Source organism: Amycolatopsis vastitatis, assembly GCF_002234595.1.
In the GTDB taxonomy this organism is placed as follows: domain Bacteria; phylum Actinomycetota; class Actinomycetes; order Mycobacteriales; family Pseudonocardiaceae; genus Amycolatopsis; species Amycolatopsis vastitatis.
In genome coordinates, this window is sequence record NZ_NMUL01000076.1 from 1 (window position 1) to 19,155 (window position 19,155).

Consider the following 19,155-nt stretch of genomic DNA (forward strand, 5'->3'; position numbering starts at 1 on the left):
AGCAGCTGCCGTTGCTGCCGGAGGTGACGTCGTTGAGGTTCCCGGCGTGGGAGTAGGGGTAGGCGGCGGGGGTGTCGGACGCGCCGGGTGTGCCGGCGAGGGCGTAGACCGACGCGATGATCGGCGAGGACGCGCTGGTGCCGCCGTAGACGGCCCAGCCGCTGCCGCCGTAGGTCTGGTAGACCGCGACGCCGGTCTGCGGGTCGGCGACCGCGGAGACGTCGGCGTTGGCGCGCTTGGCGCAGCCGGTGGTCACGTTCTGGAACGAGGGCTTGGCGACGCTGGTCGAGCAGCCGCTGCCGGCGCCGCTCCAGGCCGTCTCGGTCCAGCCGCGGGTGCCGCCGCCCTGGGTCAGGGATGTGCCGCCGACCGCGGTGACGTACTGCGAGGAGGCCGGGTAGCTGATGCCGTAGCCGCTGTCGCCGGTGCTCGCGGTGATCGCGACGCCGGGGTGGTGGAAGTAGCTCGAGTCGGAGGAGTTCTCGCTGCCGTCCTCACTGCCGCCGTAGCTGTTGGAGACGTACTTGGCGCCCATCGAGACGGCGGTGTTCACGGCGGTGCCGAGGTCGGCCATGCTCGGCTGGTTCGCTTCGACGAGCAGGATGTGGCAGTTCGGGCAGATCGCGGAGACCATGTCGACGTCGAGGGAGATCTCGCCGGCCCAGCCGCTGTCCGCGGCCGGGAGAGGACTGCTTTGCCCGTTTTCGTTGACCTTCTTGAAGCAGCCGTTCGCCGTGGTGCAGGCGGGCAGGCCGTAGGTCGATCGGTAGGTGGCGAGGTCGCTTTCGGCGTTGGGGTCGTCGTTGGAGTCCACGATGGCCACTGTCGCGGACGCGGTGCCGCTCGCCGTGAGGTTGTAGGCCGAGCGCAGCCCGGTCGGCCCGAACCCGCTCGGCAGGGCGTTCGGGGTGAGCGCGGCGCGCATGGTGTCGGTTTGGCGTTCGGCGAAACACGTTGCCATGCCGGGCTTCGCGGTCTGGGCGCAGACTCGCGCGGTCGGGTGGACCGCGGCCGCGGTGGAGGACTGTGCGGTGGCGGGGAGTGCGGGGGCGGTCAAGGCCAGTGCCGCGAAGGCGGCTGTGGCGAGGACTCTTCGGGGTGAACGACGCATGGATCACTCCTGGAGAGATTCTGCGAATGGTGGGGCCCCATGGGTGTGCTGTTTATACAGCGCCCGGACTCCTACTGAAGTCGGTGACCGATTCGGCACTGTTCGTCCCGGAGGTGAATTCCGCCGAATGCCCGCGGACTAATCGGCTATGTCGTCACGTTCGGCCCCGAACAGGACGAATCGGCTGGTGACTGCGCCCGACTTTCGTCGTGAACCGCCCGCGACTTTCGTCGGGCCGGGCGTGGTGACCCCTCCTACCTTGGTCGGGCGGCCTGTCTGGAATTCACCAACCTGATTCCCGTGAATGGAGATGGTCGCGGCGGTGCTATGCCGGAGTGGCGCCTGCTCGGACGCGTTCGCTGTGGTAAGCGACGTCGTCGAGGAGTTCGGTCACGTGCTCGCCGGCGAGGCGGTAGCTCACGGCGCGGCCGAGCCTGGTGCCGGCGACCAGCCCGGCGGCCCGCAGAATCCCCAGCTGCTGGGACACGATCGGTTGGCGCATTCCGATCGTCTGGGCCAGGACGGTCACCGTCAGTGGCCCGTGCCGCAATTGAGCGAGGATCAGCAGGCGGCTCGGTGTGGCAAGCGCGTGCAGTGTCGCGGCGACGATCCCCGCATTTTCGGCGTCCAGCCGTGCGGTCGACCGACACGCGCCCTCGGCGCCGGATTCCATAGTGGACACGATAGCTGGCGGACAGAGGAAGGTATGAATTATCGTATTCCTATTCTTTGATGGGTCGCGACGAACCGGGCGGCCCTGCCGTTCTTGTAGTGGAACGGGTGCGCAGCGGAAGTACGGGAGCCTCTTGTGACAGCCATCGAGGAAAGCCGGCGCCGAGCCGATCACGAGGACGAGCAATCGGGCTGCCCGTGCGGCTTGTTCGACGCGGTGGCCGGGTTGTTCGGCATGTGCTGGCAGGTCGCGTTGCCCCTCGGCCTGGCCGACGACGGCTCCGGCTCCCCGCTCCGGCCCAGCGAACGTCGGCTGCTGGGCCTGCTGGCCGCCGGCCTCACCGACGACCAGGTCGCCCGGGTCCTCGGGGTGAGCCGGCGGACGATGTTCCGCTACCTCGAGAACCTGATGGCCCGCACCGGCGCGGCCAACCGGTTCCAGCTGGCGCTGCACGCCACCCGCAACGACTGGATCTCCGTTCCCGTCCAGTCCGGCGCGCCCGGTCCGTGCCGCTCTGAGACTCGCGGGAGGGCCGGACCCGGGTGAACCGGATGCCGCCTCCTTCCGTAGACAGTGATGTGGGTGTGAGGGGGTTGCCGGAACCGATGTGCTGGAGATCCCCTTGACCGTCACCGAAGAAAATCGGACGCGCCCGCGCGAATCGGGCGACCGGCCGGGCTGGACTTCGATCCGGTCCTCGTCCTCACCCTCGTGGTGCTCGTGGGGTTCGTGCTGCAGGGGCCGGTCCGCCGGGCGCTGGCCACACCGGCGATGCAGAGCTGGCTGACGGTGTTCGTCGCGGTGGTTGTCCAGGCCCTGCCCTTCCTCGTCCTCGGGGTGCTGCTGTCGGCGGGTCTCGCGGTGTTCGTGCCGCCGTCCTTCTTCGCCCGCGCGTTGCCGAAACGAGCGGTGCTGGCGGTGCCGGCAGCCGGGCTGGCGGGGGCCGTCCTGCCCGGCTGCGAATGCGCAGTCGTCCCGGGTGAACGCGGTCAGCTCCCCGCGTGAGCGTCGCGTCGGTGTGATCACCGTGATCGAGTCGTGTGCAGCTTCGGCCGGCGCGAAAGCACATCTGGCTCCGGCTTAGAGGCCGCGCAGTTAGGCCCGTTTAGTGCCCGCTCCCGGGCATGCCGCTGGTCTACGGATGTTGTCGTCGCTCGGTGACGGTGGCGCCGAGCGGGGTGTCGTGCAAGAGTGCTTTCAGAGCCGTGCAGGCCGCGGTCAAACTGGCGTTGTCGAGTTTCGCGGCGGTGCTGGCGCCGTAACTGCGCTTGACCTGTTTGGCGCGCATGCCGAGTTCCCGGCCCTCGGGGGTCACGGTGAGCTCCACGCGCCGGCGGTCGTCGGCAGCGGCGCGTCGATCGACCAGGCCGGCAGCCACCATGCGATCGACCAACCGGCTGGGGTGGCCCCCCTCGGCCACCAGGAGGCCGCCGAGCTCGGCCAGGGACAGCGGCTCCCGCGCCGCCAGCACTTCGAGGGCCTCGGCCTGGGCGGCGGTGATGCCCAGCGGTCGCAGGAGATCATTGATCTGCCGCTCGGTCTCCCGGGCGGCGGCCTTGAGCAGCAGGCCGAACTCTTCGATCACATGCACGATAACAGTGTATGGTGCTACACCATTAGATGCTACAGCACTTAATGTCATGCCATCGAAGGAGCGACGACAATGCCCTCAGCCACGCCCGGACACCCCCGCAGCATCACCGTCACCAGCGCCGACAGCTCCACCGGACGCCGGCTGCTCACCCGCCTGGCCGACACTCCCGCACACGTGACCGCACTGGTCCGTCAGCGCGTCGAACTGCCCGCGGCGCGGATGGTCGACGACTGGACCCGCACCAGCGAGGCCGCCGACGCGATCAGTGCCGCCGATGTCGTCATCCACCTCAGCGGCGCCTTCAGTGGCCCGGACTGGCAGACTCACCACGACGCGACCGTGGCCACCACCGAACACGTCGCCCGCGCCCTCATGCCAGGCCAACGCCTGCTCTACCTGTCCTACCTCGACGCCGACCCCCAAGCCTCGAACTGGTACCACCGCGCCAAAGGACTCGCCGAGCAGGCCCTGGCCGACGCGCCCGCCGACTGCGTCATCCTGCGCATCCCGCCCCTCATCTACGGCAGCAGCACACCCGGCGCCTTCGAACGGCGCATGCTGCCCACCACGCCCGGCGGGCCGGTCACCGTGATCGGCGACGGCACCCGGCGCTTCCAGCCGCTCTACTCCACCGACCTGATCAACGCCCTGATCAACGCCTGCACCCACGCCACGCCAGGCACCCACGACCTGACCGGGCCGGACACCCTCAGCGTCGAGCAGATCGTCCGCAGCCTCAACGGCCCCGACGTCGCCATCGACTACCTGCCCGCCGCCGCCGCGCGGACCATTTCCGCACTGCCCGCCAGCGTCATCGACCTGTTCACCACGCCCGGCCGCGAACCCGACCCCACACCCACCTGGCGCATGCTCGACCTGACCCCCACCCCCCTCACCGAAATCTGGCCTCCCCACACCTCTTCGTAGGCCCCCGCCGCCAAGGCCTTTGCCGTTCACCGAGGAGCCCCGTGCTGTCCTGCCGTTCTGGCTGAGCGCACCGCTGTAGCAGCAGTTCTCCGCCCTGCTGCCACAGCGGTCGCACCACCACCCCACCGGCCGTGCACACCGTCCGGCAGATCATGAACGCCTACCGGGCCCGCGTGTGCCGGCGGCCCTGCCGACGAGACCGCGTAGTGCTGCGGCGATCGCGACGAATCGCCACGCGCCTATGATCATGAACCGGCATGCGACTAGTGTCCACAATCGACAGTCAATTCGTAACAATAATTGGCGAACAGGAGGTGAATTTGGCTGTATGGCAGCGACCTCGGTCCAATGAGGTCATTCTAGACCACAAAGGACATTTGCCAATCAAGGCCTGTGCGGATCATGCTTCACGACCATTGACAGCGCGCGTACGCCGTCAGCCCGCTGGGGCCGCGAGGGCGACCATCAAGCTGGCTTGATTGCGGACGCTCCTGGCGGCGACTCGAGCCGCGTATCGGCCGGGTCGAATGGGAGATCGTTGCGGCCGCCGCCGAGGGTTGAGAACGCCGACCTCAGCGAGTCGGCGAGGCGTAACCCGCGCGGCATCGATCTGTCAAGCCGGCAGTGCTGAAGCTGGCGGCCGGGCATGAACACGCCGGTAAGCGCCGGATCAGGGTGCGCGGTGGCCTTGGTAGCCGAGCACGGCTCCGGCGAAGGTGTCCGCTTCGGCGCACGGATCTCCGTAGGCGTTGAGCTTGGCGTCCCGGGCGTCGGTGACGACGTCGAGAACCATGCTGTCGGTCACGCCGACGACGACGCGGCAGTGCCCGGCGACGGTCTCGACGTGCACGGCCGGGTAGCTGTGCACCGTCGTCACGTCGAACACCGAGAACGAGGTCCGGCGGCGGTAGACCTTGTCGAGGCCGCCGGCTCCGACCGACGCACGGTAGGTCAGGGCCGAGGTGTCGGACGGGGTCCAGGAGCACGTCGGACCGTCGATGCCGGCGGAAGCGGTCCCGGGCCGGGTGATGTAGAAGCGGGTCAGCTGAGCGGCGGGCAGCAGCGCACAGGGGTCGCGTGCGTACGCACTCAGGTCGAGCGGGTCGCCGGGAATCGGCGGCGACAACGGTGCGGGTGGCGCCGCGGCCGAACAAGCGGTGATCAGAGCGACCGCTCCCAGGAGCGCGAAGAGCTTCGCCAGTGCGACGCGGGCGCCTGGTCGGCGAGCCTCATCGATCCTGGAGCCGGTAGTGCGCCGTCGCAGCGACAGTGCACCCGCCGGACACGATGACCTGGACACGACCGGTCCTCCTCGGGTGAGTGCAGCTTCTTGCGAAGATAGCCACTCACCGCTGGCAAGGCGCTGAGGACGCTGAGAGCGTCGAACCGGACCGCTCTCAGCGTCCTCACAGCAGTTTTCGGAAAGGGTGCGACGAAACCCGTCGGAGTATCCGGGAGTTGACGAAGTGCCGATCACCACGACAGGTCACCTGATTTCGCCCGATCGGGACCGCGCGGTGGGCCGCTGATCGGGCGACGGCCATGGCCCACACCCGCGTCTACCGCAACGGCGTGCTCGAAGCCGAAGGGTTCCCGGTCGCGGCGGTCTCCGACCACCTCGCCGATCCCGCGGCCACCGTCTGGCTGGACTTCTGCGCTCCCACCGAAGCCGATCTCGCGGCGATCAGCGAAGAGCTCGGCCTGCACCCGCTCGCGGTCGAGGACGCCGTGCACGAGCACCAGCGGGCCAAGCTCGACCGCTACGACTCCCACGCCTTCCTGACCGCGTACTCCGCGAAGCTCGACGACGCCACCGGCACCCTCGTCGTCTCCGAACTGGCGGCGTTCATTACTGGCCAGGCCCTGGTCACCGTGCGAAAAGACGAGAACTTCGCGATCGACGCCGTGGCCGCGCGCTGGGACTCGGCGGGGGAGTTGGCCAAGAACGGCGTCGGCTTCCTGCTGCACGGCCTGCTGGACTACGTCGTCGACGGCCACTTCGAGGTCGTGCAGGCCCTCGACGAGCAAATCGAGCACCTCGAAGACCTCGTGTTCGACGAACGGCCCCGGTACACGGACATGCAACGGCGCTCCTTCGCCCTGCGCAAGAGCCTGGTGCAGGTCCGGCGGGTGGTCCTGCCGATGCGCGAGGTGGTCAACGCGATCATGCGCCGCGACCTGCACGTCGTCGACGGCGAGATGCAGCCCTACTTCCAGGACGTCTACGACCACGTGCTGCGCGCCTCGGAGTGGACCGAGTCGCTGCGTGACCTGGTCACCACGATCCGCGAAACGCAGCTCAACATCCAGGGCAACCGGCTCAACACGATCATGAAGAAGGTCACCAGCTGGGCTGCGATCATCGCCATCCCCACCGCGGTCACTGGCTTCTACGGCCAGAACGTGCCCTACCCCGGGTTCCAGTCCACCGCGGGGTTCTGGACCTCCACCCTGGTGATCCTCCTTCTTTCCGTCGGCCTGTACCTCTCGTTCAAGAAACGAGACTGGCTGTGAACGACTCGCCGCCGACCGCTTGGATGCTGGCCCGTCACGGCGTGCCGACGGCGGAGGTGTAGTGGTGCACCGGCCGTCCGGCGCGGCCGTATTCGAGGTGGAGCTGGATCGCCCCGCGTCGGTGTAGTTCGGTGAGGTAGCGCTGCGCCGTCGGCCGGCTCACGCCCAGCTGGGTGGCGAGGGCGCTGGCCCCGATGGGGTGGGGTGAGGAGCGGATCGCGTCGAGGATCTTCCGCATGGTCGGGGGCAGTGGCGTCGTCGTGGCCGGTTTGGTGGCCGGGCCCCGGAGCAGGTTGTACAGCGCGTCGACGGTGGCCTGGTCGGCGACGCCGCTGCCGCTGGTCTGCTGGCGCCAGCGCCGGTAGGCGTCGAGCTGGTCGCGCAGCTGGGGGAACCCGAAGGGCTTGACCAGGTAATAGACCGCGCCGAGGTGCATCGCGGTGCGCACGGTGTCCAGGTCGCGGGCCGCGGTGATGACGATGCAGTCCGGGCCGGTGCCGTCGGCGGAATTGAGCCCGCGCAGGATCGCCAGACCGTCTTCGTCGGGCAGGTAGATGTCGAGCAGCAGCAACTCCGGCTGCAGCTGCGCTACCGCCTGGCGGGCTTCGGCCGCGGTGTGTGCCTGCCCGACGCAGGTGAAGCCGGGGACCCGGTCGATGCCGGCCGCGTGGATCTTCGCCACGCGGTAGTCGTCGTCCACGACGAGTGTCCTGATCATCGGGTCACCCCCGGGGTGGCGGGCTGGAGCGCGCGTGGCGCGCCGGGATCGGGTTTGGGCAGGTGGACCTCGAAGCGTGCGCCCGGGCCGGGGGTGACGTCAATGACGCCGCCCGACCGGTGCACCAGCCGGTGCACCAGGGCGAGCCCGAGTCCGCGGGACATCCCGCCGCGCGCGGTCTTCGTGGAATACCCGTCGGCGAAGATCTCGCGCAGCGCCTCGCGGGGGACGCCCGGCCCGGTGTCGGTCACGACGATGTGGATGTCCTCGTCCGCGTCGGACACGTGGACGGTCACCGCACGCGGCTCCGGCCCGCCGGCGGTGGCCTCGACGGCGTTGTCGATCAGGTTGCCCAGCACGGTCAGCAGCGTCTGTACCTCGGTGGCCGGGTGGTCGAGGTGCGAGTCGGGGGTCACGGTGAGCCGGACGTCTCGCTCGGCGGCGATCGTGACCTTCGCCAGCATCAGTGCGGCGAGCTCGGCCGGCGCGATCCGCGCGCGAAGGTCGTCGGCCTGCGCCAGGGATGCGTCGGAGATCTCCGCGAGATACCGGATCGCCTCCTCGGGCTCGCCGAGGCCGAGCAGACCGGACAGGACGTGCAGCCGGTTGTTGAACTCGTGCTCCTGGGCACGCAATGCCGTGGTCAGCCCGGTCAGCGCGTGCAGCTCGCGGACCAGGCCTTCGAGCTCGGTGTGATCGCGCAAGGTGATCACGTATCCGGCGTGGCGCCCGGCCAGCACGACCGGCATCCGATTCACCAGCAGCAGGTACTCGTCGGTGAGCACGACGTCGTCGGCGCCGGAGGTTTTGCCGGCCAGCACGTCGCGTGCGCGTCCGGGTGGGAGCAGGTCGGCGACCGGCTGGCCCTGGGCGGCGGCGGAGATCTCCAGCAGCCTGCGAGCCTCGTCGTTGATCACGCTCACCCCGCCGCCGGCATCGACGCCGATCACGCCTTCCCGGATGCCGTGCAGCATCGCCTCCCGCTCTTGCAGCAGCGTCGCGATTTCCGCGAGCTCGAGGCCGAAGGTCGCGCGTTTGAGGCTGCGGGCCAGCAGCCAGGACGCGGCGACGCCGATGGCAAGGGCGAGGGCCGAGTAGAGAACGACGTCGGAAGTCTGCTGCACGAGCTGGCTTGTGACCTGCTCCTCGCAGATCCCGACGGAGACCTGGCCGGCGACGGTGCCGTCGGCCCCGCGCAGCGGTGCTTTCCCGTTGGCGGATCGGCACAGGCTGCCGTTGTCGATGCCGACGTGGCCCTGGCCGTCCAGTGCCGCGACGGGCTCTTCGAGGCGCTGTCCGATGAGGGACAGGTTCGGGTGCGAGAACCGGATCCCCGATCGATCGGTCACGACGACGTAGGCCGCGGCGGTGCTGTGGCGGACCTGTTCGGCGATCGCCTGGATCGCGTGCCCGGGGTCGCCCTCGGCCAGTGCGTCGCGGACCGGCTGCATCTGCGCGACGGTCGCGGCGATGCCCAGGGCGCGCTGTTCGTACTGCCGGTCGAGGGTGTCGCCCGTCATCTTGACGTAGAGCAGCGCTCCCGCGGACACGGTCACGACGAGGATGCCCAGCACGGCGAGCAGGATCTGCGACGCCAAGGGCCGTGTGCGCCACATGGCCGCTCCGCTCTGCCACTGGTCGTAGGGGCGCTTCGCATGACACCACGCGATCCGCACCGTGCCAAGCTTCCGCAGCCGAATGCTCCCGATCGTCCGGATCGGTGTGAACTAAACGAGCTAAAACCCGGTAAACGCACACCACCGCCGGTAATGCGCACAACGTTTTGCCGTGCCTGCCGCCGTTTTAGCGTCCTGCTCCGACGACGGCCGGAACGGAAGGAACTCATCGTGCACGCAGTGAAGCCGGGGGATACGGCGATCGAACTGTCGGGGGTGACCAAGCAGTTCACCACCGACAGCGGAACGCCCTACACGGCGTTGCGGGATCTCGACCTCCGGGTCGCGCCCGGGGAGTTCTGCGCCGTGGTCGGCCCGACCGGGTGCGGCAAGTCCACCACGCTGACCCTGGTGTCCGGTTTGGAGCGACCTTCGGCCGGTTCGGTCACCGTGCACGGGCAGCGGGTCGCCGGCATCACCCCCGGCGTCGGCTTCATGTTCCAGACCGACGCGATCCTGCCGTGGAAGACCGTGCTGGACAACGTGTCCGCCGGCCCCCGGTTCCGCGGTGTGGCCAAGCGGGTGGCGCTGGCCGACGCCCGTGACTGGATCCGCCGCGTCGGGCTGGCCGGGTTCGAGGACCGCTACCCGCATCAGCTCTCCGGCGGGATGCGCAAGCGGGTCGCGCTCGCGCAGAACCTGATCAACGAGCCGGAGATCCTGCTGATGGACGAGCCGTTCTCCGCGCTCGACGTGCAGACGCGGGCGAAGATGTCCGGCGAGCTGCTGTCCCTGTGGGACCTGACCCGGCCGGCCGTGGTGTTCGTGACCCACGACCTCGAGGAGGCCATCGCGCTCGCGGACACCGTGGTGGTGCTCACCGCGGGCCCCGCGACCACGGTGAAGGCCCGCTTCCCCATCGACCTGCCCCGGCCGCGTGTGGTCCAGGAAATCCGGTTCGAACGGCGGTTCGTCGATCTCTACCACCAGATCTGGGAGGCACTGCGCGCCGAAGTGGACGCCGCCTACTCCCAGAGCACCAGCCTCGGCGAGAAGGAGGCATCGTGATGAGCGCACCCACCGAGCTGCCGGTCAGCGGCGCCCCGCCGGTGGCCGACGTGGAAGGGGAACATCGAGCGCGCCGCCGCCGGCGGCAGGCGCTGGTGCACCTGACCCAGGCCGCCGTGCTGGTCGTCGTGCTCGGCGGCTGGCAACTGCTCGTCCAGGGTGACCAGCGGGGCATCATCCTCTACGGCGTCCCGTCGGGCATCGTGGACCGGCTGAAAACCTGGATCACCGAAGGCACCGCGATCGGCTCGCTCGGCGACCAGATTCTGACGACCCTGCAGGAAGCCCTGATCGGCTTCGCGATCGGGACGGCACTGGGCATCGTGTGCGGCATCGCACTGGGCCGGATCCGGTTCCTCGCCGACGTCTTCGGCCCGTTCATCAAGGTGCTCAACGCGATCCCGCGGATCGTGCTGGGGTCGGTGTTCGTGCTCGCTTTCGGTCTCGGGCTGGAGTCGAAGATCCTTCTGGTCATCGTGCTGGTGTTCTTCGGCGTGTTCTTCAATGCCTTTCAGGGCACCCGCGAGGTGGACCGCAACTTCGTGGCCAACGCCAGCATCCTCGGTGCGTCCCGCTGGCAGGTCACCCGGCAGGTCGTGCTGCCCTCGGCGTTCACCTGGATCATCGCGAGCCTGCACGTCAGCTTCGGCTTCGCGCTGATCGGCGCGATCGTCGGTGAGTTCCTCGGCGGCTACGCCGGGCTCGGCGTGCTGATCAAGAACGCCCAGGGCACCTTCGACGCCAACGGCGTGTGGGCGGCCATGGTGATCATGGGCATCGTCGCCCTGCTCGCGGAATGGGTCATCACCCGGCTCGAACACCGTCTCCTGCGGTGGCGCCCCGCGCAACTCGCCGGCCCCGAACTCTGACAACGATCAAAGGAGATCCTCCGTGTCCAAGAAGACGTGGGCCGCGCTGGCGGCCATCGCCGCGATCAGCCTGTCCGGGTGCGCCTCCACCGCCACGCAGAACGCCGGAACCAGCAGCTCAGGCGGCAGCGGCACCAAGGTGAGCATCATGGTCGGCGGCCTGAACAAGCAGATCTACCTGCCCTTCATGCTCGCCCAACGGCTCGGCTACTACCAGCAGCAGGGGCTCAACGTCACGCTGCAGGACGAGGGCGCCGGCGTCGACGCCACCACGAACATGGTGGCCGGCAAGGTCGACGGCGTCGGCGGCTTCTACGACCACACCATCGCCATGCAGGGCCTCGGGCAGCAGATGGAGTCCGTGGTGTCGATGCTGACCACCCCCGGCGAGGTCGAGCTCTGCCGCAACGAGGTGAAAGACAAGATCAAGTCCCCGGCCGACTGGGCCGGGAAGAACCTCGGCATCACCGACATCGGGTCCTCCACCGACTTCCTCACCCAGTACCTGGCGCAGAAGAACGGCGTCGACCCGGCGGGCATCCACCGCATCGGGGTGCAGTCCGGCTCGACCCTGATCGGCGCGATGCAGCACGGCAACGTCGACTGCGCGATGACGACCGAGCCGACAGTGTCCACCCTGATGGCGACCGGCACGGCATACATCCTGCTCGACATGCGCACCGCGGACGGGACGGCCAAGCAACTCGGCGGCGAATACCCGGCGACGTCGCTGTACATGACCACGGACTACGTGTCGAAGCACCCCGACACGGTCCAGAAGCTGGTCAACGCCTACGTCGAGACCCTGAAGTGGATCCAGACCCACACCGGCGCCGACGTGGCCGCGACGATGCCGGCGGACTACTACGCCGGCTCGGGCAAGGACGCTTACATCAAGGCCTTCGACAACGAGAAGGGCATCTACAACCCGACCGGCATCATGCCACCGACCGGGCCGCCCACCAACCTCAAGGTGCTCCAGGCGTTCAACCCCGACGTCAAGGGCAAGAACATCGACCTCGGCAAGACCTACACCAACCAGTTCGTCCAAGCGGCCAAGTAGGCCCGGCGCTGCGGCCGGCGTCCGATGTGGACGCCGGCCGGACGTCGTCGAAGGTTAACCTGCGGTTCTCCCCGCGCTAACTCTTCGCGCGAAAATCCGGCATACTCGGCAAACGTCGGAATGTGGAAATGGTCGAGGTCACTGATGTGCCGATTCGCTCGTGTGCCAAGATTTCCGCCATGACAACTGGTCAGATCCGGCTCGGCGATTCCCGGACGGCACCGCGCCGGATGGCCGTCAAGGTTCCCGAAGTGACGATGTACTTCTGGCTCGTCAAGGTCCTGACGACCGGCATGGGGGAGACCACGTCGGACTTCCTGGCCCATCTGATGGACCCGGTGATCGCGGTCGGCTTGGCCGGATGCGCACTCGCGATCGCCCTGGTCGCGCAGTTCCGGACCCGATCCTACGTCCCGTGGCTGTACTGGGCGGCCGTGGTGCTGGTGAGTGTTTTCGGCACGATGGCAGCCGATGTCCTGCATGTCGGTTTCGGTATTCCGTATGCCGTGTCGACCGTATTCTTCGCCGTCGCGCTGGCCGCGGTTTTCGGGCTGTGGTACGCGACCGAGAAGACGCTGGCGATCCACAGCATCACCACATTCCGCCGGGAACTGTTCTACTGGCTCGCGGTCGTCACCACCTTCGCGCTCGGCACCGCCGCGGGAGACCTGACGGCGACGACGCTGCACCTCGGATATCTCGGTTCGGGAGTGGCCTTCGCAGTGCTGATCGCGCTGCCGCCGCTGGCGCGCAGGTGGCTCGGCCTCAACGCCGTCTTCGCTTTCTGGGTCGCCTACGTCCTCACCCGTCCACTGGGCGCGTCGTTCGCGGACTGGATGGGCGTGTCCGCCGGACGCGGCGGACTGGACCTCGGCACGGGACCGGTCAGTCTCGCCCTGCTGGTGGCGATTCTCGCGCTCGTCGGATACCTCTCGGTCACCCGCAAGGACGTCGCACGAACCGACGACGTGTGAAACGTCAGGGCAGGGTCGCACGAGGAGAGATGAAAGTGCCATGGTTACGTGGCGGCAAATTCTCGCTCCGCCGGCGTCACTGGATGGGCTGACGTAGCCCCGGCGGGCGTCGCGATCACGCTTGAATGACGATCATGAACAAGCTCCCTCCGATCACTGCCGTGTTCTGGGTCATGAAGATCGCCGCCACCACCCTGGGCGAGACGGCCGGCGACCTGCTCGCCCAGACCCTGCGGCTGGGTTACCTGGCCAGCTCCCTGATCCTGATCGGCTTGTTCGTGGTGAGCCTGGTGACGCAGCTGGCGGCGAAGAGCTTTCACCCGGCGCTGTACTGGACCGTGATCCTTGCCACGAGCACGGCGGGTACGACGATGTCGGACTTCCTGAACCGGACCGCAGGGCTCGGCTACGCCACCGGTGCGATCGTCCTCATGACCGGGCTCGCCGCGGTGTTCGGGATCTGGAAGGCCAGCGGGCACACGTTCACCGTGCAGAACATCACGACGTTCCGCGGTGAGTTGCTGTACTGGACGGCAATCCTGTTTTCCAACACCCTCGGCACGTCCTTGGGTGATTTCCTCGCCGACGACTCCGGCCTCGGCTTCGGCGGCACAGCGCTGCTGATCACGGCTGTGCTGCTGCTGGCGCTGCTCGCCAGGAAAACCACCCGGATCTCGCCGACACTGCTGTTCTGGTTCGCCTTCGTCCTGACCCGCCCGCTCGGCGCGTCCGCAGGTGACTTCGTCAGCAAGCCGGTTGCTGCCGGCGGGATGGGCTACGGCACGATAGGAGCCTCCGTGCTGCTGGGGTCGGTGCTGGTGGCTCTGATCGTCTACACCTCTTGGCAGCAGCGCCGTACCCGGGTCGCCGAGTTCGTCGCCTGACCACTCTGTGGAAATTCCAGCGTTCGGCACATTGGGCAGCGGATAGCCTCGCTGACCGTCACCATCGAGAACGAATGCGTGCCGGCATGACGACGAGGGCGACGTCGCCGGGACCGATCGGGTCCGCCGTCTGCTGCTCGTGCGGTCTGCGGGGGCACCGTGTCCGGGGCGCAACGGCAAACGACGGCCGACCGGCGGGCAGCTTCACTCGGTGGGTTCGCCGATCGCTACTGTTCGGCCGCACTCCCGATTCCGCCGGCAGCGAAGGAAGCACCTTGAGCGTGATCGACATCGGCCAGTCCGTCATCCTGGGAGTCGTCGAAGGGCTGACCGAATTCCTGCCGGTCTCCTCGACCGGGCACCTGAAGATCGCCGAGGGACTTCTCGGCATCCCGGTGGACGACCAGGCGGTGGTGGGCTTCACCGCGGTGATCCAGGTGGGCGCCATCGCGGCGGTCCTGGTCTATTTCTTCCGGGACATCATCCGGTTCGCCGCGGCGTGGGGCCGCGGGCTGGTGCGGCCGGAGGCGCGGCAGGAGCACGACTACAAGTTCGCGTGGTGGGTCATCTTCGCCACGGTGCCGATCGTCGTGGCCGGTCTGCTGTTCCAGCCGCTGATCAAGGGACCGCTGGCCTCCCTGTGGGTGGTCGCCGGATCGCTGATCGCCGGCAGTGCCGTCATGTGGGCGGCCGACCGCTTCGGCACAGGAAAGCGCCGCGAGGCCGAGACGACGCTGCCGGACGCGATGCTGGTCGGTTCGTCGCAGATCCTCGCCCTCCTGTTCCCGGGTTTCTCCCGGTCCGGGGCCACTATTTCGACCGGGCTGCTGCGAGGCCTCGACCGCGTCGCGGCCACCCGGCTGTCGTTCTTCCTGTCCATCCCCGCGCTGACCGGCGCCGGTGTGTACGAGCTGAAGGACGCCGTCGGTGGCGGGGTGGACGTGCGGCCGTTGCTGGTCGGAACGGTGGTGTCGTTCGTCGTCGCCTACGCGTCGATCGCGTGGCTGCTGAAGTTCGTGGCCGGGCACACGTTCACGGCTTTCGTGGTCTACCGGGTCGTGGTCGGGGTCGCACTGCTGGGGCTGCTGGTCACCGGCGTGCTCAATCCCTGAACGGACGCCCGGCCGGGGGCGAACCCGGCCGGGCGGACGCTAGCGGGGAAGGACCTCGGTGCCTTCGATGCGCACCGCCTGCAGCGCGTCTGGCCGCAGGCCCAGCAGCCGCAGGATCGTCGGCGCGATCTGCGTGGTGCCGACGGGGGTGGCGACCGTGTGGGGGTGGCCGGTTCCGGTGATCACCAGCGGGACGTCGCGGTCGTCGGCCGCGGCACCGCCGTGTTCGGCGATCTTCTTGGTGCCGCCGGTGTAGACGACGCCGTACTGCGCGATGCCGACGAGGTCGGGCACCCGCGGGTCACCGGGCCGGGCGCGGAAGTAGCGGGCGGCGTCATCGCCGGAGTAGATCCGGTCGAGTCCGGAGTGGACGAACGGCTTCGGCGCCTTGGAGATGTCGTCGCCGAGTCCGGACCGGGCCAGCAGGTAGTTCTTGGCGAACGTTGTTGCTGTGGCGGACCGATCGGTCAGCCACAGCAGCATGGCGTCGTCGTCGGTGGCCTGGGCCACGAGGTCGGCTGCACCGGGGTGGGCGGCGCGCCACGCGGTGTTGAGACCGTCGAGCAGGGCGCCGTCGTCGATCCTGGTCAGGGCGGATGGGTCGGTCGGCGACTGGCCGTGCTTGGCCGAGAGGACGATGGTCGTGCTGCGGTCGAGGTGACGTCGCTTCAGTTCTGCGGTGATGGCGCCGATCTGCTGGTCGACGAAGTCCAGCGCCGAACTCAGAACTGGACCCGGGCCACCGTCTCCGGGCAGATAGCCACCGGTGCGGCCACCGGAGAGCGGCAGTTTCTCCGCTGTCGAAACGGACTGGAAGTTGAGTCCGAAGATGGCCGGCGTACCCACCCGGTCGGTGCCGCTGTGGTCGTAGCCGCCGATCTCGTTGAGCACCGCGCGGACCTTGTAGGAGTCATAGCGCTGGGTCGCGGCGTTGTCGGTGGTCCAGTCGCCGGTCGTGCCGGGGACCAGGCTGTTGATCTCCGGGGTGAACAGGTCCTGCACGCCGGTCCCCGTCGGCCCATCGAGGATTTCGTACGCCGGGTGCTTGTCGGCCCACGCGGTGCGCAGGCCGGCCTGGCGGGCGACCTCGAACACGGTGTTGACCTCGAGGTACTGATGAGGGTAGACGGGCGTGCAGGTCCGGGGATCCACGGGCAGCTTGGCCGGGTCGATGAGCGATTGCGGTGCCCCGGTCATGGCCAGGACGTTGCCAGGCAGGCCGGGTAGGCCCTGTCCGGCGTCGATGGCGTCCTGGGAACGGTCGAGGTCTTCGGTGTAGTTCACCGCCGTTCCGGGCCGTGCGCCGGCGCAGGACGTCGTGCCGGCCGGGAGGAGAGCACGGTTGTAGCTCGCGTCGTAGTAGACCCCGGTCGTCGCCGGTCCGCCGCCGGTGACCTGGGCGAGCAGCCCGGGGAAGGAGTCCGACGGCACGGGGGTGCGGGCGTGGGTGTACTCGGTGCCGTGGCCGAGGAGCCCTGCCAGCGTCGAGCCCGGATGGGTTGCGGCGTAGCGGGCGAGGTCCGACTGGTGCATGCCGTCCACCGAGATGAGCAGGACGTGGGCGGAGCGATCGCCGGCGGACGCGGCCGGCGCGGTCAAGGCGGCGGTGGCCGCCGCGACCACGGCCAGCGCGGCGGCTCTCGATCGAGTACTCGGCACGGATCTCTCCTTCGACTGCGAGGCGGCCCGGACGGACGCCGAAGGGCATTCCAGGCCGGGCAAACGGCGGCCAGGACACACCGAAACGAATTCCGGATGAACGCGGTGACGCATTCGCCGCAGAGCGCGCAAGCGGGACAACCCGGGCGTTACCCGGAAGGGTGAACCGCAAGACGAGTGCGCCCATTTAACCGTCCTTTTGCCCTCCGGCGGCTGATCACTGGTGCGGTTATCCCTAGCGTGGCAAGCCGTGACGGGACTTCGCGCCCCTTTGCCGGGAGTCCCCCCCCGCCCGGCGATGGTGCTTCCCGGGGTCCCGTCACACCTCATCCCGGCACGTGGCCGCCCGCCCGTTCCGCTACCACGGCGGACGGACCAGGAAAGAGTCCATGACCTCACAACGTGTTCTTCAACCGCATCGCGAGTTGCTCAACAAAGTGCCGGAAATCACGGTCTATTTCTGGATCGTCAAGGTGTTGTGCACGACGGTCGGCGAATCGGCGGCCGACTTCCTCAACGTCAACCTGAACCTCGGCTTGACCGGCGTATCCGTCATCACCGGCGTCCTGCTGGCCGTGGCGCTGGCCGTCCAGTTCGCGACGAAGCGCTACGTGCCGGGCGTCTACTGGCTGACCGTGGCGCTCGTGAGCGTCTTCGGCACGTTGGTCACCGACAACCTCACGGACGCCGCAGGTGTGCCGCTCGAGACGAGCACCCTGCTCTTCGGCGTTCTCCTCGCGGTGACCTTCCTGGCGTGGTACGGCACCGAGAAAACCTTGTCCATCCATTCCATCGTCACCTGGCGCCGGGAGGCGTTCTACTGGCTGGCGATCCTGTTCACCTTCGCGCTCGGCACGGCGACCGGCGACCTCATGGCCGAGGTGCTTGGCCTGGGCTACCTCGCAACGGGTGCCATCGTGGCCGCCTTGATCGCCCTGCTCGCGATCGGGTGGCGGCTCGGGCTCCACCCGGTGCTGGCCTTCTGGTGCATCTACGTCCTGACCCGTCCGCTCGGCGCGTCGCTCGGCGACTACCTCGCACAGCCGCCGGATGCGGGCGGCCTCGGCCTGGGGACGACCGTGACCAGCGTGATCTTCGCGGCGGGCATCCTCGGTACCGTTCTCTACCTGTCGGTCGTGAAGCCGGACATCACGCCGGCCGCACCGGCCGGTGTTTCGCGGGAGCGAGGTGGCCTGTGGCAGACCGTCGTCGTGGTTGCGCTGGTCGTCGTGGCCGCGGCAACCGGCTACAGCATGCGGAAGTCCGCGCTGCAGGACTCTGTGGACCCCGCTCCGAACGCGGTACCGAACGCGAGTGGCGGCGGCCCGGTCGCTCACGTCACGCCGCTGGGTGACCTCTCGGCCTTCCGGAAGATCACTCAGGACACGCTCGACCTGCTCAACACCGGCGACCAGTCCGGCGCGACGAGCCGGGTCGACGACCTCGAAAGCCAGTGGGACCAGGCCGAGGCCCGGTTGAAGCCGAAGGACCGGGCCACGTGGACCGAGGTCGACAGCAAGATTGACAAGGTGCTGCGTGAGCTCCGGGCCACCAGCCCCCGGCCGCCGGACGAGAAGGCCGCTCTTACGGCCCTGCTGGGCTCGCTCGGATGAGTCCCGGTTCCCGCGGTCGCCCGCGGCTCTTCTACACTCGTGTAGAAGAGCCGCCCGGGTGCCGGAGCGGTGCGGAAGTCACCGGCGGAAGGTGGTCGCGGGCGTGAACCCCCTGAGTGCGACGTCCTGGTTGTCCAGTTTGGGCACGGCCGGGGTGTTCCTGGTCCTGTTCGCCGAGACCGGTCTGCTGGTCGGCTTCTTCCTGCCCGGCGACTCCCTGCTGTTCACCGCCGGGCTGTTCTGCACCACCAGTGCCTCGGCTCCGGTGCACCTGTCCTTGCCGCTGGTGCTCGTGGCCTCGGTCGCCGGCGCCGTCTCGGGCGCCCAGGTCGGGTTCGTGCTCGGTCGGCGGGGCGGCCGGGCGCTGCTGGGGAAGATCGGCAATCCCCACCTGCACCGGGGCGTCGAGCGCGCCGAGGAGCTCTTCTCCCGGTACGGCCACGCGAAGGCCATCGTGCTCGCCCGGTTCGTGCCGGTCGTGCGGACGGTGCTGAACCCGCTGGCGGGCATCCTCGACGTGCCCGCGCGGACTTTCCTGGTGTGGCAGGTGCTCGGCGGCCTGCTCTGGTCGGTCGGGGTGACGCTCGCCGGCTACGTGCTCGGCTCCAGCATTCCGGGAATCGACCAGTACCTCCTGCCGATCATCGCCGTTGTCGTGGTGGTCTCGCTGATCCCGCTGGCGCTGGAACTCCGGCGCGGCCGCAAGCGCCCGTCCGGCGGCCCGGACCGCCGGCTTTGACCGTGCGCTGACCTTTCGTCT

Annotated in this window: 19 protein-coding genes; 12 read left to right on the top strand and 7 right to left on the bottom strand. The window is 68.7% G+C overall.

The features are described from left to right. Both CF165_RS46090 and CF165_RS46095 read right to left on the bottom strand, forming a co-directional pair. On the bottom strand, nucleotides 1–1,111 hold a 1,111-nt coding region (locus CF165_RS46090; protein WP_439098557.1), incomplete at its 3' end, for a S53 family peptidase. Nucleotides 1,112–1,436: 325 nt separating this feature from the next. Further along, nucleotides 1,437–1,784 (bottom strand): ArsR/SmtB family transcription factor, encoded by a 348-nt coding sequence (locus CF165_RS46095; protein ID WP_093953940.1) that lies wholly within the window; start codon nucleotides 1,782–1,784, stop codon nucleotides 1,437–1,439. Nucleotides 1,785–1,919: 135 nt separating this feature from the next. On the opposite strand from CF165_RS46095, the gene CF165_RS46100 reads away from it, so the two are divergent. Next, nucleotides 1,920–2,330: a LuxR C-terminal-related transcriptional regulator gene (locus tag CF165_RS46100; RefSeq protein WP_240522132.1), complete on the top strand. Its 411-nt coding sequence runs from the start codon at nucleotides 1,920–1,922 to the stop codon at nucleotides 2,328–2,330. A gap of 165 nt (nucleotides 2,331–2,495) precedes the next feature. Continuing rightward, nucleotides 2,496–2,789 carry a permease gene (locus CF165_RS46105; protein ID WP_240522133.1) on the top strand — a complete coding sequence of 98 codons (294 nt, stop codon included), beginning with the start codon at nucleotides 2,496–2,498 and terminating at the stop codon, nucleotides 2,787–2,789. A 130-nt stretch (nucleotides 2,790–2,919) separates the two neighbouring features. Here the strand turns inward: CF165_RS46105 and CF165_RS46110 are convergent, their stop codons facing one another. Continuing rightward, a complete protein-coding gene (locus CF165_RS46110; protein WP_205661188.1) occupies nucleotides 2,920–3,375 on the bottom strand; it encodes a MarR family winged helix-turn-helix transcriptional regulator in 456 nt (151 codons plus the stop codon). Between the two features lie 72 nt (nucleotides 3,376–3,447). Between CF165_RS46110 and CF165_RS46115 the strand changes: the two genes are divergently transcribed. Further along, nucleotides 3,448–4,305, top strand: a complete 858-nt coding sequence (locus CF165_RS46115; RefSeq protein ID WP_093953942.1) for an SDR family oxidoreductase — start codon at nucleotides 3,448–3,450, stop codon at nucleotides 4,303–4,305. A 670-nt stretch (nucleotides 4,306–4,975) separates the two neighbouring features. Here CF165_RS46115 and CF165_RS46120 read toward each other — a convergent pair. After that, nucleotides 4,976–5,605 carry a DUF3558 domain-containing protein gene (locus CF165_RS46120; protein ID WP_158226935.1) on the bottom strand — a complete coding sequence of 210 codons (630 nt, stop codon included), beginning with the start codon at nucleotides 5,603–5,605 and terminating at the stop codon, nucleotides 4,976–4,978. Nucleotides 5,606–5,847: 242 nt separating this feature from the next. On the opposite strand from CF165_RS46120, the gene CF165_RS46125 reads away from it, so the two are divergent. Continuing rightward, a complete protein-coding gene (locus CF165_RS46125; RefSeq protein ID WP_093953944.1) occupies nucleotides 5,848–6,819 on the top strand; it encodes a magnesium transporter CorA family protein in 972 nt (323 codons plus the stop codon). Nucleotides 6,820–6,853: 34 nt separating this feature from the next. Here the strand turns inward: CF165_RS46125 and CF165_RS46130 are convergent, their stop codons facing one another. Both CF165_RS46130 and CF165_RS46135 read right to left on the bottom strand, forming a co-directional pair. Beyond that, a complete protein-coding gene (locus CF165_RS46130; RefSeq protein ID WP_093953945.1) occupies nucleotides 6,854–7,537 on the bottom strand; it encodes a response regulator in 684 nt (227 codons plus the stop codon). Further along, nucleotides 7,534–9,153 carry an ATP-binding protein gene (locus tag CF165_RS46135; protein WP_093953946.1) on the bottom strand — a complete coding sequence of 540 codons (1,620 nt, stop codon included), beginning with the start codon at nucleotides 9,151–9,153 and terminating at the stop codon, nucleotides 7,534–7,536. Before CF165_RS46135 ends, CF165_RS46130 begins: the two co-directional genes overlap by 4 nt. 231 nt (nucleotides 9,154–9,384) lie before the next feature. Here CF165_RS46135 and CF165_RS46140 point away from each other — a divergent pair, with 231 nt between their 5' ends. From CF165_RS46140 to CF165_RS46165, 6 genes are all read left to right on the top strand, one after another. Continuing rightward, nucleotides 9,385–10,221 (top strand): ABC transporter ATP-binding protein, encoded by an 837-nt coding sequence (locus CF165_RS46140; protein WP_093953947.1) that lies wholly within the window; start codon nucleotides 9,385–9,387, stop codon nucleotides 10,219–10,221. Beyond that, on the top strand, nucleotides 10,221–11,090 hold the full coding sequence (locus tag CF165_RS46145; RefSeq protein ID WP_093953948.1) for an ABC transporter permease: 870 nt from the start codon (nucleotides 10,221–10,223) through the stop codon (nucleotides 11,088–11,090). Before CF165_RS46140 ends, CF165_RS46145 begins: the two co-directional genes overlap by 1 nt. A gap of 22 nt (nucleotides 11,091–11,112) precedes the next feature. Further along, a complete protein-coding gene (locus CF165_RS46150; protein ID WP_167441772.1) occupies nucleotides 11,113–12,153 on the top strand; it encodes an ABC transporter substrate-binding protein in 1,041 nt (346 codons plus the stop codon). Between the two features lie 179 nt (nucleotides 12,154–12,332). Continuing rightward, on the top strand, nucleotides 12,333–13,127 hold the full coding sequence (locus tag CF165_RS46155) for a COG4705 family protein (RefSeq protein ID WP_240522134.1): 795 nt from the start codon (nucleotides 12,333–12,335) through the stop codon (nucleotides 13,125–13,127). Between the two features lie 134 nt (nucleotides 13,128–13,261). Next, nucleotides 13,262–14,011, top strand: a complete 750-nt coding sequence (locus tag CF165_RS46160) for a COG4705 family protein (RefSeq protein WP_093953985.1) — start codon at nucleotides 13,262–13,264, stop codon at nucleotides 14,009–14,011. Between the two features lie 281 nt (nucleotides 14,012–14,292). Continuing rightward, entirely contained in the window at nucleotides 14,293–15,123 is an 831-nt protein-coding gene (locus CF165_RS46165) for an undecaprenyl-diphosphate phosphatase (RefSeq protein WP_240522143.1), read from the top strand. A 39-nt stretch (nucleotides 15,124–15,162) separates the two neighbouring features. Here the strand turns inward: CF165_RS46165 and CF165_RS46170 are convergent, their stop codons facing one another. Beyond that, nucleotides 15,163–16,746 carry an alkaline phosphatase family protein gene (locus tag CF165_RS46170; protein ID WP_093953952.1) on the bottom strand — a complete coding sequence of 528 codons (1,584 nt, stop codon included), beginning with the start codon at nucleotides 16,744–16,746 and terminating at the stop codon, nucleotides 15,163–15,165. A gap of 473 nt (nucleotides 16,747–17,219) precedes the next feature. On the opposite strand from CF165_RS46170, the gene CF165_RS46175 reads away from it, so the two are divergent. Beyond that, nucleotides 17,220–18,395 (top strand): COG4705 family protein, encoded by a 1,176-nt coding sequence (locus tag CF165_RS46175; RefSeq protein WP_240522135.1) that lies wholly within the window; start codon nucleotides 17,220–17,222, stop codon nucleotides 18,393–18,395. Nucleotides 18,396–18,498: 103 nt separating this feature from the next. Next, complete coding sequence (locus CF165_RS46180; protein ID WP_093953986.1) at nucleotides 18,499–19,134, top strand: DedA family protein; 636 nt, start codon at nucleotides 18,499–18,501, stop codon at nucleotides 19,132–19,134. Nucleotides 19,135–19,155: the final 21 nt, after the last annotated feature.

Coding starts and splice junctions, on each gene's coding strand:
- CF165_RS46095 (WP_093953940.1), bottom strand. CDS start 1,784: ATGGAATCCGGCGCCGAGGGCGCGTGTCGGTCGACCGCACGGCTGGAC.
- CF165_RS46115 (WP_093953942.1), top strand. CDS start 3,448: ATGCCCTCAGCCACGCCCGGACACCCCCGCAGCATCACCGTCACCAGC.
- CF165_RS46125 (WP_093953944.1), top strand. CDS start 5,848: ATGGCCCACACCCGCGTCTACCGCAACGGCGTGCTCGAAGCCGAAGGG.
- CF165_RS46130 (WP_093953945.1), bottom strand. CDS start 7,537: ATGATCAGGACACTCGTCGTGGACGACGACTACCGCGTGGCGAAGATC.
- CF165_RS46135 (WP_093953946.1), bottom strand. CDS start 9,153: ATGTGGCGCACACGGCCCTTGGCGTCGCAGATCCTGCTCGCCGTGCTG.
- CF165_RS46145 (WP_093953948.1), top strand. CDS start 10,221: ATGAGCGCACCCACCGAGCTGCCGGTCAGCGGCGCCCCGCCGGTGGCC.
- CF165_RS46155 (WP_240522134.1), top strand. CDS start 12,333: ATGACAACTGGTCAGATCCGGCTCGGCGATTCCCGGACGGCACCGCGC.
- CF165_RS46160 (WP_093953985.1), top strand. CDS start 13,262: ATGAACAAGCTCCCTCCGATCACTGCCGTGTTCTGGGTCATGAAGATC.